This window comes from Qipengyuania sp. (assembly GCF_048550555.1).
GTDB lineage: Bacteria > Pseudomonadota > Alphaproteobacteria > Sphingomonadales > Sphingomonadaceae > Qipengyuania.
In genome coordinates, this window is sequence record NZ_JBLYYF010000010.1 from 1 (window position 1) to 12,222 (window position 12,222).

A 12,222-nucleotide genomic window follows, 5' to 3' on the forward strand; every position below is an offset into this window, starting at 1 on the left:
CGCTCGCGGAGAGGTGGCAGAGCGGTTGAATGCACCGGTCTTGAAAACCGGCAAGGGTGCAAGCCCTTCGTGGGTTCGAATCCCACCCTCTCCGCCAGCGGCCATCCACCGACAGGTCAGCACAGGGCGTAGCGCTTGAGCGCTTCGTAGTCGGCGCGACACGCCTCGGCGACGCGTGCGTAGTCGCCCTCGAGTTCGGGCAGATCGGCCGGTGGAGGAGCGAAACCGGTCGATGCGTTGACGCGGTCATACCAATGCGCGCCCCAAACCCCGTCTTCGGCATGTGGGCCCGGAGCCCAGGACAGCATGGCGGGATCCCAGTCGATTCCCAGCGCATGGCACAGCTTCTCGAGCACGGCGGCGGGATCGGCGAGGATATCGTCCGAGTCCACCACGGGCGGGAGTGCGCCGGTGCGCCCGGCCTCGGCTTCGAAATAGGCGCGCAGCTGGGCGAAGCCCAGCATCTCGGGCTCGCGTAGCTCAATCTTCTGGCGATAGCTCGCCACCACCCGCTCGGGCGCGCGGATGAGGAAGGCGTGACGATGGTCCGGCATGTCGGCCACCGAGACCGGACCGACCATATGGTGCGGCATGTGCTTCTGGTACCAGATCGGCTTGTCGCCGGGCGCTTCGCACGATTGTCTGCGGAGCACCGAATGCCAGTCGCAATCCATGTCGGCGATGGTCTCGGCGGCGAGCGGGTGCGGCTCGCCCGTCGCCGCGAGGAAAGCGCCGTAGAACGGTTCGTCCGAGACCGCGCAGTCGGCCCGCGCGCCGAAGCTGCGCATCATCGCGGTCGAGATGTTGCGCGGGCCCGACCACATGGCGATGCGCACTGTCACGGGCGCTGCCTCGCCGCCACGTCCTTCGCCAGCCGCGCGAGATAGAGCTGCTGCAGGCGCTCGACCATCGGTCCGCGCTCGCTGTCGAGCAGGCGACCGTCGACCGAACCGACCGGGGCCACTCCGGCAAAGGTGCCGGTGGTGAAGGCCTCCTCCGCGCCATAGACATGGGTGAGCGAGAAGTTGCGTTCGCGCACGGTGATGCCCGCTTCGCGCGCCACCTCGATCACCACCTCGCGGGTGATGCCGTCGAGGCAATAGTCGCCGCTCGAAGTCCAGATCTCGCCGTCCTTGACGATGAAGAAGTGGGTCGAGTTGCAGGTGGCGACGAAGCCGTGCGGGTCGAGCATCAAACCTTCGTCCGCGCCCGCCTGCGCCGCCTGGATGCAGGCGGTGATGCAATTGAGCTTCGAATGCGAGTTGAGCATCGGGTCCTGCACGTCGGGATAGCCTCGCCGGACATGGACGGTGGCGAGCTTCAGCATCCGTTCCGCAGTCTCGGGCGCGGGCTCCTTCCACTCGGGAATGATCACCACCGTGGCGGGGGTCACGACCACGCGCGGATCCTGATAGGGCGTCGAGCGGATGCCGCGCGTCACCATCAGGCGGATATGGACGCCGTCGCCATACATGCCGTTGGCGTCGAGCACGGCGTAGAGCCGTCGTTCCATCTCTTCGCGCGCAATGCCGATGTCCATGAGGATCGCCTTGGCACCGCGCCACAACCGATCAAGGTGTCGGTCGAGGAAGGCGAGCCGACCCTGGTGAAGGCGAATACCCTCCCACACGCCGTCACCGAGCATGAAGCCGCTGTCGAAGACGCTGACCTTCGCCTCGGGCCGAGCGACGTGTGCGCCGTTGATGTCGATGACGACCGTCTCGTTGCGCTCGTCGGGGACGTAAAGATGCGTGCCCTGCGTCATCTCAGCGTCCCCTCGCGGCGATTTCGTCCATCGCATCGCGCAGCTTGGGATCCCATTCGGCCTTGAGCTCCCTGATCTTGGCGAGCAGTTCCTCGTTCTCGTAGGCGGGGATGTCGAGCCGGTAGACATCGGCGATCTCGCGCATCGAGGTGCGGTCCATCTCCTCCCACGCATCGACCATGGCGATCGCGGCCTGGCGGTCGTGCCCGAGCGCTTCGTAGACCGAGCGGCCCATGCGCAGCGCGCTGTCGTAGGTTTCGCGGATGATGTCGCGGCAGCCCATCGCCCAGAGGTGATAGACGTGGTCGCGGTCCTTGGCGCGGGCAACGACATGGAGGTTGGGGAAGTTGGTGCAGGCGTAGCGGACCAGCTTGTCGATCTGTTCGCGCTCGTCGAGCGCCACCACCAGGATGCGGGCACGATCGATGCCTGCGCTGGCGAGGAGGTCGGGCCGCGTGGCGTCGCCGTAATAGGTGGTGATGCCGAACTTCTTGAGGTTCTCGAGATGCTGGCTGTTGTAGTCGATCACCGTCGCGCGGTGCCCCGCGGCATCGAGCATGCGGTCGACGATCCCGCCGACCCGCCCTCGCCCGGCGATGATGATCGGGTTGTCCTCGTCGATCGTGTCGGCCTCGTCGGGTGCCTGACCGGCGCAATAGGCGTGCGCGATCAGCTTGTCGTAGAGGATGAAGAGCAGCGGCGTGGCGAGCATCGAGAGCGCCACGATCAGCAGCAGCTGGTCGGCGAAGGCCTGGTCGAACACGGCATTCCCGACCGCGAAGGAGATCAGGACGAAAGCGAACTCACCCGCCTGCGGCAGGCTCAGGCAGAACAGCCACAGCGCCTGGCGGCGCAGGCCGTAGAGCCAGCCGACCACAAGCAGGACCGCCATCTTGGCGGCGATGGTGACCGCGGCCCAGAACACCACCGAGGTCCAGATCGTGCCCGCGAGGTCGAAGTCGATCCCCGCGCCGACGGTAATGAAGAACAGGCCGAGCAGCAGACCCTTGAACGGGTTGATGTCGCTTTCGAGTTCGTGGCGGTATTCGCTGGTCGCCAGCACGACACCGGCGAGGAAGGCGCCGAGCGCGGGCGACAGGCCGACCAGCGACATCAGCAGCGCGATGCCGATCACCACCACCAGCGCGGCGGCAGTGAACAGTTCGCGCAGATTGGCCTTGGCGATGTAGCGGAACAGCGGGCGGATGGCGAAGATGCCGAGCGCGATCACCGCGGCGACCGCGCCGACGCGCGTTAACCCGGCGAGCCAGCCGCTCATCTGCGCGGTAAGGTCGATGCCGCCATGCACCTCCTCGCCGGAAGCGGCCGCGCCCCCAAGCTCTGGCAGGGCGAGCAGCGGGATCAGCGCGAGGATCGGGATCACGGCGACATCCTGCACCAGCAGCACCGAGAAGCTGGCCTCGCCGCCCTCGGTCTTCAGCAGGCCCTTTTCGGTCAGCGTCTGGACGATGATCGCGGTCGAGCTGAGCGCGAGCACCATGCCGATCGCCAGCGCGGTCTGCCAGGGCTGCCGGTCGATCAGCGCGATGCCGGCGATCACCAGCGTCGTCAGCAGCACCTGCCCGCCGCCGAGCCCGGCGAGCTTGCCGCGCATCGCCCACAGCCGCTTGGGTTCGATCTCGAGCCCGATGATGAACAGCATCATCACCACGCCGAATTCGGCGAAGACCTGCAACGCCTCGACATTGACCCTGAGCGAGGCGAGCACGGGCGAGATCGCCATGCCCGCGAGCAGGTAGCCGAGCACCGAGCCGAGCCCGAAGCGGCTCGCCAGCGGCACCGCCACAACCCCCGCGACGAGGATGAGGAAGGCGAGGATCAGGAACCCGGTCACTGTTTACTCGCCCTCCCCGTCTGGGATCAGATATGCAGCGCGCGCCCGTAGCTCGCAAGCACGCTCTCGTGCATGCTCTCGCTGATCGTCGGATGCGGGAAGACGGTCTGCATCAGTTCGGCCTCGGTGGTCTCGAGCGTCTTGCCGACGACGAATCCCTGGATCATCTCGGTCACCTCGGCGCCGACCATATGCGCGCCGAGCAGTTCGCCGGTCTTCGCATCGAACACGGTCTTCACGAAGCCCTCGGCCTCACCCAGCGCGATCGCCTTGCCGTTGCCGATGAAGGGGAAGGTCCCCGCCTTGACCTCGTAACCGGCCTCCTTGGCCTTGGCCTCGGTCATGCCGACGCTGGCGATCTGCGGGTGGCAATAGGTGCAGCCCGGGATGTTGTTGCGATCGAGCGGATGCGGGTGGACGTCCTTGTTGCCCAGTCCCTTCGCAATCGCTTCGGCGGTGGTGACGCCCTCGTGGCTCGCCTTGTGCGCCAGCCAGGGGCCGGGGGTGCAGTCGCCGATCGCCCAGAGGCCCTTCGACCTGGTGCGGCCATAGGGGTCGATCTGGATGAAGCCGCGATCCATCTCGGCCAGCTTTTCAAGGCCCACATTCTCGGTGTTGGGGACGATGCCGATGGCGACGATGCAATGGCTGAACTCGGTTTCGGCGACCTTGCCGTCCTTGGCCTTGATCTTGGCGGTCACGCCCTTGTCGGTGACCTTGAGGTCCTCGACCCCGGCGCCGGTCATGATCGTCATGCCCTGCTTGGTCAGGCTCTTCTCGAGGAAGGCGGAGACGTCCTTGTCCTCGACCGGAACGACGCGATCGAGCATTTCGACCACGGTCACGTCGCAGCCCATGTCGTTGTAGAAGCTGGCGAATTCGATCCCGATCGCGCCGCTGCCGATGACCAGCAGCTTCTTGGGCATTTCGGGCGGGGTCATCGCATGGCGATAGGTCCAGACGCGCTTGCCGTCGGCCTTGGCGAAGGGCAGGTCGCGCGCGCGGGCGCCGGTGGCGACGATCACGTGCTTGGCACTGAGCTTCTCCTCGCCCTTCTCGCCCTTGACGGTCAGGCTGGTCGGGCCGGTCAGCGTGCCCTCGCCCATATGCACCGCGATCTTGTTCTTCTTCATCAGGTGCGTGACGCCCTGATTGAGCTGCTTGGCGACGCCGCGGCTGCGCTTCACCACCGCTTCGAGATCGGCCTCGATCGTGCCCGCGATCTTGAGCCCGTAATCGCTCGCATGCTGGGCATAATGGAGGATCTCGGCCGAGCGCAGCAGCGCCTTGGTCGGGATGCAGCCCCAGTTGAGGCAGATACCGCCGAGCAGTTCGCGTTCGACGATGGCGGTCTTGAGCCCCAGCTGCGCGCAGCGGATCGCCGCGACATAGCCGCCGGGGCCGGAGCCGAGCACGATAACGTCGTATTGGGTGTCAGCCATGATTCGTCTCTGTAGTCTCTCGTTTGGTCGCAGACATGGACCGGGTGTTACACGGTCCAAGCGAAGAAAATCCGGCTCGCGCGGAGCCGCGCTGTGTGGCGGTGCGGAGCGGGAAATGGGTGCGGGTCATGCGACTGCGTATCGCATGGTGCGGACCGTGTAGGACAGCGCTCATAGCCCCTCTCCCCTCGCGGGAGAGGGGTTGGGGAGAGGGGGCCTAAGCGCAGCACGGACCGCTTCGTCCACCGCATCGGTATCGCGCAGGATATCGTCATTCCAGAACCGCAGGATGCGAAAGCCCCGGGACTTCAGCCAGGCATCGCGCGCCTGATCCGCGTGGTTCTCGACATGCTGCGAGCCGTCCGCCTCGACGATCAGCCGCTCGGCGAAGCACACGAAGTCGACGATGTAGTCGCCGATCTGCTCCTGCCGCTTGAACTTGGCGCCATCCATCCGGCCAGCTCGCAGGATCGACCACAACCGCCGTTCGGCTTCGGTAGGCTCACGCCGCATTCGCTTCGCGAGTGGCAGAAGATCGCGCTGCCCCCCTCTCCTTCCCACCGCTGCGCGGCGGGCCCCTTCCTCTCCCGCAAGGGGAGAGGAGTTCGCCGTCCCCCTCTCCCCTTGCGGGAGAGGGTCGGGGAGAGGGGGCTGCAACATCCCCATCAAGCCCACCGCTCCGCCACCGCGCGCGGGCGATTGTTTTCGTCGAGCAGCACGAATTTGAAGGTGCCCTGCGCGACCTTGGTCTCCGCCTCGCCATTGCGCTCGCGCGCCACGGCTTCGGCGGCGATGGTGAGCGAGGTGTTTCCGGTGGCGATGATGTCGCAATAGACCGACAGCTCGTCGCCCACCTGCATCGCGCCGGGAAAGGCGAAATCGCTGGCCGAGACGACCACCGCCTTGCCCTTGCCATGACGACTGGCGAGCGAGCCTGCGCCGAGCGCCATCTGGCTCATCAGCCAGCCGCCGAACACCCCACCATAGGGGTTGAGGTCGGTCGGCATGGCCGTGACGCGGATCAGGGGATGGCGGTCAGGCATTTTCGAGATGCCTTTCGACGATCAGATACCACGCGGCTGCTGACAGCATGCCTCCCAAGGCACCAAAGACTCCTCCGGTGACCAAGGCTGCTGGACCTAGCCACGCTCCAAAGACAAAGAGGCCAGTCAAACCCCCGGAAATTAGACCGACAGGGATGAGCCAGCGAGGGTTAGTAGAATGCCCCGTGTGCCGTAGAACACCCAAGGTCGGCAAGCCGACTAACAGACCACCGAGAACAAGAAAAATCGCATAAAACGGAGCAAGGTAGATCGGCCCAAAAACGAGATATTCCCAAGCAAAATTCGACCCTACCGATCCGTCTAGGACTGACCAAAGGCCGCCCATGTAAGCAAGCGCGGCTGAAACAACGATTGCTATCAAGAAGATGGAGATGATCTGCCTAAATTTGCTCAAACCACCAGCCCCATCGGGTTCTCGACCAGCTGCTGGAAGGCCTGCATGAACTGCGCGCCGTCGGCGCCGTCGATGGCGCGGTGGTCGAAGCTGCCGGTGGCGCTCATCACGGTGGCGACGCCGAGTGCACCGTCGATCACCCAGGGGCGCTGCTCGCCCGCGCCGACCGCGAGGATCATCGCCTGCGGCGGGTTGATCACCGCGTCGAACTGCTTGGTGCCGAACATGCCGAGGTTGGACAGGCTGGCGGTACCGCCCTGGAATTCCTGCGGCTGCAGCTTGCCGTCCTTGGCCTTGCCCGCGAGTTCCTTCATCTCGGTGCTGATCTGCGCGAGGCCCTTGCGGCCCGCATCGCGGATGATCGGCGTGATCAGGCCCGAAGGCGCGGCCACGGCGACCGAGATGTCCTCGCGGCTGTACTGGAACAGCTCGTCGCCCTGGAAGCTGACATTGCACTTGGGCACGCGCTGGAGCGCGCGGGCGAGCGCCTTGATCAGCAGATCGTTGACCGAGAGCTTCACGCCATCGGCCTCGAGCGACTTGTTGAGTTCGCCACGCAGCTTGAGCAGCGCATCGAGGCGCACGTCCACGGTGAGGTAGATATGCGGGATGGTCTGCTTCGCCTCGGTCAGGCGGCGCGCGATGACCTTGCGGACATTGTTGAGCTTCTGCGCTTCGTAGGGCGCATCGAGATCGCCGCCGAGCGTTGCGGGCCTGGCGGGCGCAGCCGCGGCGGGTGCCGCTTCGGCCTTCGCCGGCGCAGCGCCGGGCTGCGCGCCCTCGACATCCGCCTTGACGATGCGGCCGTTGGGGCCGCTGCCTGTCACGCCTGCGAGATCGATGCCCTTCTGTTCGGCAATGCGCTTCGCCAGCGGCGAGGCGATGATGCGGTCGCCCGACGGCTTGGGTGCCGATGCGATTGGAGCGGGCGCCGGTGTCGGCGCAGGCGCTTCGACAGGTTCAGCCTGTGCGGAAGCGGTTTCGGACTTCGCCTCTTCCTTCGGTGCATCGCCCGCAGGCGCAGCCTTGGCGGCCTCGTCCACATCCTCGCCCTCTTCGGCGAGCATGGCGATGACCGTGCCGACCTTTACCCCTTCGGTGCCTTCGTCGACCGCGATGCTGGCGATCGTGCCCTCGTCCACCGCCTCGAATTCCATCGTCGCCTTGTCGGTTTCGATCTCGGCCATGATGTCGCCGGCTTCCACCTTGTCGCCCGGCTTCACCAGCCATTTGGCGAGCGTGCCTTCCTCCATGGTGGGCGACAGGGCGGGCATTTTGATCGGCGTGGGCATGGTCTTGACGTTACGTCCTCGCTGGGGAGTGAGTTCGCTGGCACCTCTGGCGAAAAGGGCGATGCGCCGCAAGGTCCTTGCGTAGAATACGAATTAGCGGATAGGCGCTGCGCGAGGGGAAATCGACTATGCGTACATACCTTGTCGTGATGGACGAGACCGAGGAGGCCAAGACCGCGCTGCGCTTCGCCTCGCTGCGCGCGCAGAAGACCGGCGGGTCGGTGCATATCCTCGCGCTGGTGCCGCAGCAGACCTTCAACGCCTTCGGCGGGGTGCAGGCGACGATCGAGGAGGAAGCGCGCCAGCGCGCCGAGGTCATGGCCAATTCGGCTGCCGGCAATATCTTCGGCGAGATGGGCAAGATGCCCACCATCGCGGTGCGTCCGGGCCCGCCCGCCGACGTGATCCGCAAGTATATCGAGGAGCACGGCGGCATCGCCGCGCTCGTGCTGGCGACCAGCGCGGAGGGCAATTCGGGCCCGCTGGTGACCCATTTCGCGAGCCATGCGGGACAGCTGCCCTGCCCGCTCTACCTCGTCCCCGGAGGGCTGAGTCGCGAACGGATCGACGAGCTTGCCTAGCGCGCCTGCGGCGCCGCCAAACTACCGTCACCCCGGCCCACGAGCCGGGGTTGTGCTTCATAAGTGCGTGGTGTCCGGCAAAAGGTAAGCACGCCCCGGATCAAGTCCGGGGTGACGGGGAGTTGTGTGCCTACTTCTTCCGCCCCTGGTGGCGGATATTGCCCGGGCGGCCGCGCTTGCCCTGATCGTGCGCCTGGCGCGGCGAGCCCTTGCCCTTGGCGGGTCCCTTCCTGGGTCCGCGCTTCTGGTGCGTGCGCTTCTTAGTCGGCGCACGGTTGCCGCGCGGCTCGATCCCCGACCCGTCGCTGTCGGGTACCTCGAACTTGAGCGCGCCCGTCAGCGCATTGGCTTCGGCCAGCTTGAGCTTGAGCCGGTCGCCCACGGCATATTCGGTGCCGCTGCTTTCGCCGACCAGCTTGCGCGCGGCCTCGTCATAGCTGAAATATTCGCGGCCCAGCGTGCTGACCGGGACCAGCCCGTCGCCGCCGAGCTTGTCGATCGTGGCGAAGAAGCCGAAGCCCTGCACGCCGGTAATCCGCGTGTCGAAAGTCTCGCCGACGCGGCCCGAGAGCCAGGCTGCGACATAGCGGTCGATTGTGTCGCGTTCGGCCTCCATCGCGCGGCGCTCGGTCTGGCTGATCGCATCGGTGATCTGGTGGAGCGCGGTCTTGTCGCGATCGGACAGGCCGGTGCCTTCGGGCAGGTCCAGCCTGGGCCTGGGCTGTTCGAGCTTGTAGGCATCGACCAGCGCACGGTGGACCAGCAGGTCGGCATAACGCCGGATCGGCGAGGTGAAATGCGCGTAGGAGCCCAGCGACAGGCCGAAGTGGCCGGCGTTCTGCGGGCCGTAGAAGGCCTGCGTCTGGCTGCGCAGCACCGCCTCCATGATCAGCGCCTTCTCGGCCGGATCGGCGATGTCCTTGAGCATGCGGTTGAACAGGCCCGGGGTGATCACCTGCCCCAGCGCGAACTTGCGCCCCTGGCTGGCGAGATATTCACGGAAGGCGAGCAGCTTTTCGCGGCTCGGCTGTTCGTGGATGCGATAGACGACCGGCGCGGCCTTGGCTTCGAGCGCCTTGGCCGCGGCGACATTGGCGGCGATCATGAAGTCCTCGACCACCCGATGCGCATCCAACCGTTCGCGCAGGGCGATTTCCTCGATCACGCCCTCGTCGTTGAGACGCACCTGGCGTTCGGGCAGCTCGAGATCGAGCGGGTCGCGGGCCTCGCGGGCCTTGAAGAGCAGCTTCCACGCGCCCCACAGGTTCTGCAGGTATTCGGGCGCATCGCCCGCGTCGATCGCGGCCTGCGCGTCCTCGTAGGCGATGTTCTTCGCGAGGCGGACGATGGCGCGGGTGAAGCGCCAGTCGGCGACCTTGCCGTCCTTGTCGATGCGGATGTGGCAGGCCATCGCGGCGCGGTCGACGTCCTGCTTGAGGCTGCAGACGTCGGCGCTGAGCACTTCGGGCAGCATCGGCACGACGCGGTCGGGGAAATAGACCGAATTGCCGCGCTTCCTCGCCTCGCGGTCGAGCGCGCCGCCGGGGCGGACGTAATAGCTAACGTCGGCGATCGCGATGATGGCGCGGTAGCCGCCCTTGCCGTCGGGCTCGGCCCAGATTGCATCGTCGTGATCGCGCGCATCGGCGGGGTCGATCGCGACGATGGGCACGTCGCGCAAGTCCTCGCGGTGGTCGGGCGAGAGCGGCAGATCGACCGCGCGCTCGGCCTCGGCGATGGCTTCCTGCGGGAAGATGTGCGGGATCCCGTGCTTGGCTATGGCGATCAGGCTGAAAGCCTTGGGCGCGAGTGGATCGCCGACCACCTCGACCACCTTGACCTTCGAGCGGGCGGACTTGCCCATGCGCTCGGCCAGCACCAGCTCGCCTTCCTTGGCCTCGCCGAGGTCGCCGATGGGCGCGCTGTCGCGCACGCGCTTGTCGACCGGCGCGAGCCAGGGCTTGCCCGCGCCGTCGAACTCGACGACGCCCATCAGCCCTTCGGTGCGCGCGGGCAGTTTCTTCATCGGATGCGCGACCCAGCCGCGCGGCGTTTCCTCGTTGCGCGCGAGGATGCGGTCGCCGCGTTTCACGGCGGCGATCTTCTTGCTGTCCTTCACCACCAGCCGCGGCGGCTTTTCCTTGCTGTCGGGGGCCCAGTTCTCGGGCTCGGCAATGGCTTCGCCATCCTCGATCGCGACGACCTTGAGCACGGTCACCTTGGGCACGCCGCCCATGCGGTGATAGGCGGTGCGCTTGCCGTCGATCAGGCCTTCCTCGGCCATGTCCTTGAGGCGCTTCTTGAGCGCGATCTTTTCCTGCCCCTTCAGGCCAAACGCCTTGGCGATTTCGCGCTTGCCGGCGGGGGTGTCGGAGGTCTGGATGAATTCGAGAATTTGGTCTTTCGACGGAAGTCCCTTGGGCTTCCGGAATTTGTTCTGTTTTGTCATGCGCGCCATATGGGGACGCGCCTAGCGGGTTTCACCCTCCGCCGCCGGATTGGGCGCGAATTGTCCCGCTGGAACCGCGCTCGATACCGGGCTGCGTGTTCCGTCGGCGCCGATCGCGCTGACACCGAAGATCCAGTCGTCGCCGCGCACGCCGTTGAGCCGGGCACTCGTCGCGACGACGTTCTCGATCACCGGCTCTGGCCGCCAGTAGGGCTCGTCGGTGCGGCGTTGCCAGACGGTATAGCCGATCGCCCCCGGGACCTCTTGCCAGGCGACGTCGGTGAAGGTCTGCACCGCCGCCTTCGCCTCCGAGACCGGCGGCACGGGCGAGCGGGCCAGCGCATCGAGCGTGCGGATATTCAGCTGGGTCACCCTGGCGAGATAGGCGAAGTCCATCTTGTCGGGCGTGTCGCCATATTCGACACCGTCCTCGGTCCGCAGGTCCTGGTGCTGCCAGTTGTAGTTCTCGACCGCGACGGTGAAGCGCACCGCCGGATAGCCCTTTTCGAGGAACGGAATCTGGTCGCCGCCGCGTCCCATGCGGTCGGTCCGCCAGATCTGGCGCACGTCGAGCCCGCCTTCGCTGCCTTCCGCCAGCCTATCGATGTAGCGCGAGAGATTGCGGCTCGGCGTGTCGTTCTCGCCCCCTTCGCGGCGCTGCGCGGCGCGGAGGTCATCGGTCAGGTCGGCGCGCGGACCTTCGGAAAAGACGCGAACATGGGCATCGTCGCACCAGCCGTCGCTGCCGCAGCTGCCGCCGACGATGTCGTTGTTGAGCACCGCCTTGACCTGCCAGCCATGCTCCTCGGCATAGTCCGCCATCAGATGTCCGCCGAACAGGCCCTGCTCCTCGCCCGACAGCAGCGCATAGACGATGGTCACCGGATAGCTGCGCTGCGACAGGTTGCGCGCGGCCTCGAGCACCAGCACGGTGCCCGACCCGTCGTCGTTCGCGCCAGGCGCGTCCTTCTTCCAGTCGAGAACGTCGCTGACGCGGCTGTCGATATGGCCCTGGACGATTACGACCTCGTTCGGGCGCTCCGTCCCGCGCTGGATTGCGACCGCATTGCGCAGGCGGACAGGCTCGGGAATGCGCGAGCCGGTTACCATCCGCTCGGGCGCGACGACGGTCAGGCAGCCTCCGCAGTTCTCGGAAATACGGCCGAATTCGGCGAGGCCCCAGTCGATCGCGGCGCCGATCCCGCGTTCGGGATTGTCCTGTTCGGACAGCGTATGCCGCGTGCCGAATCCGACCAGCGTGTCGATATCGGCGCGCAGCCGCTCCTGCGAAACGCCCGCCGCTGGATCGCCCTCCTGCGCGGCAAGCGGGGTGGCGATAAGGGCGGCGAGCAGGAGCGTTTTCTTCATGCGCACACTGTT

General features: G+C 66.4%; 11 protein-coding genes and 1 tRNA gene. 2 read left to right on the forward strand and 10 right to left on the reverse strand.

All coding sequences use genetic code 11. The features are described 5' to 3' along the window. Window positions 1–7 precede the first annotated feature (7 nt). Window positions 8–97: transfer RNA gene (locus ACN4E0_RS01695), tRNA-Ser, on the forward strand. Window positions 98–116: 19 nt separating this feature from the next. Here the strand turns inward: ACN4E0_RS01695 and ACN4E0_RS01700 are convergent. From ACN4E0_RS01700 to ACN4E0_RS01735, 8 genes are all read right to left on the reverse strand, one after another. After that, a complete protein-coding gene (locus ACN4E0_RS01700) occupies window positions 117–842 on the reverse strand; it encodes an HAD family hydrolase (RefSeq protein WP_419564872.1) in 726 nt (241 codons plus the stop codon). After that, on the reverse strand, window positions 839–1,765 hold the full coding sequence (locus ACN4E0_RS01705; RefSeq protein ID WP_419564874.1) for an aminotransferase class IV: 927 nt from the start codon (window positions 1,763–1,765) through the stop codon (window positions 839–841). The genes ACN4E0_RS01700 and ACN4E0_RS01705 overlap by 4 nt, the downstream gene beginning before the upstream one ends. Window position 1,766: 1 nt before the next feature. After that, window positions 1,767–3,620, reverse strand: coding sequence for a cation:proton antiporter (locus tag ACN4E0_RS01710; protein ID WP_419564877.1), 1,854 nt, complete (start codon window positions 3,618–3,620; stop codon window positions 1,767–1,769). Between the two features lie 26 nt (window positions 3,621–3,646). After that, the gene (gene lpdA, locus ACN4E0_RS01715) at window positions 3,647–5,062 is read right to left on the reverse strand and encodes a dihydrolipoyl dehydrogenase (RefSeq protein ID WP_419564880.1); all 1,416 of its coding nucleotides are present in this window, start codon (window positions 5,060–5,062) and stop codon (window positions 3,647–3,649) included. Between the two features lie 171 nt (window positions 5,063–5,233). Next, entirely contained in the window at window positions 5,234–5,575 is a 342-nt protein-coding gene (locus ACN4E0_RS01720) for an endonuclease domain-containing protein (protein ID WP_419564883.1), read from the reverse strand. Between the two features lie 152 nt (window positions 5,576–5,727). Next, on the reverse strand, window positions 5,728–6,105 hold the full coding sequence (locus ACN4E0_RS01725) for an acyl-CoA thioesterase (RefSeq protein ID WP_419564886.1): 378 nt from the start codon (window positions 6,103–6,105) through the stop codon (window positions 5,728–5,730). After that, entirely contained in the window at window positions 6,098–6,520 is a 423-nt protein-coding gene (locus ACN4E0_RS01730; RefSeq protein ID WP_419564888.1) for a hypothetical protein, read from the reverse strand. Before ACN4E0_RS01730 ends, ACN4E0_RS01725 begins: the two co-directional genes overlap by 8 nt. Then, window positions 6,517–7,812 carry a pyruvate dehydrogenase complex dihydrolipoamide acetyltransferase gene (locus ACN4E0_RS01735; protein WP_419564890.1) on the reverse strand — a complete coding sequence of 432 codons (1,296 nt, stop codon included), beginning with the start codon at window positions 7,810–7,812 and terminating at the stop codon, window positions 6,517–6,519. Before ACN4E0_RS01735 ends, ACN4E0_RS01730 begins: the two co-directional genes overlap by 4 nt. Window positions 7,813–7,940: 128 nt before the next feature. Between ACN4E0_RS01735 and ACN4E0_RS01740 the strand changes: the two genes are divergently transcribed. Then, window positions 7,941–8,393, forward strand: a complete 453-nt coding sequence (locus ACN4E0_RS01740; protein ID WP_419564892.1) for a universal stress protein — start codon at window positions 7,941–7,943, stop codon at window positions 8,391–8,393. Window positions 8,394–8,523: 130 nt separating this feature from the next. On the opposite strand, the gene rnr is transcribed toward ACN4E0_RS01740, so the two are convergent. Beyond that, window positions 8,524–10,851, reverse strand: coding sequence for a ribonuclease R (gene rnr, locus ACN4E0_RS01745; protein ID WP_419564895.1), 2,328 nt, complete (start codon window positions 10,849–10,851; stop codon window positions 8,524–8,526). 12 nt (window positions 10,852–10,863) lie between these two features. Next, on the reverse strand, window positions 10,864–12,210 hold the full coding sequence (locus tag ACN4E0_RS01750) for a M28 family peptidase (protein ID WP_419564897.1): 1,347 nt from the start codon (window positions 12,208–12,210) through the stop codon (window positions 10,864–10,866). Window positions 12,211–12,222: the final 12 nt, after the last annotated feature.

Excerpts from the sequence above, each read along its gene's own strand:
- ACN4E0_RS01705 (WP_419564874.1), bottom strand. The coding sequence starts at position 1,765 with ATGACGCAGGGCACGCATCTTTACGTCCCCGACGAGCGCAACGAGACG.
- lpdA (WP_419564880.1), bottom strand. The coding sequence starts at position 5,062 with ATGGCTGACACCCAATACGACGTTATCGTGCTCGGCTCCGGCCCCGGC.
- ACN4E0_RS01720 (WP_419564883.1), bottom strand. The coding sequence starts at position 5,575 with ATGCGGCGTGAGCCTACCGAAGCCGAACGGCGGTTGTGGTCGATCCTG.
- ACN4E0_RS01725 (WP_419564886.1), bottom strand. The coding sequence starts at position 6,105 with ATGCCTGACCGCCATCCCCTGATCCGCGTCACGGCCATGCCGACCGAC.
- ACN4E0_RS01735 (WP_419564890.1), bottom strand. The coding sequence starts at position 7,812 with ATGCCCACGCCGATCAAAATGCCCGCCCTGTCGCCCACCATGGAGGAA.
- ACN4E0_RS01740 (WP_419564892.1), top strand. The coding sequence starts at position 7,941 with ATGCGTACATACCTTGTCGTGATGGACGAGACCGAGGAGGCCAAGACC.
- rnr (WP_419564895.1), bottom strand. The coding sequence starts at position 10,851 with ATGGCGCGCATGACAAAACAGAACAAATTCCGGAAGCCCAAGGGACTT.
- ACN4E0_RS01750 (WP_419564897.1), bottom strand. The coding sequence starts at position 12,210 with ATGAAGAAAACGCTCCTGCTCGCCGCCCTTATCGCCACCCCGCTTGCC.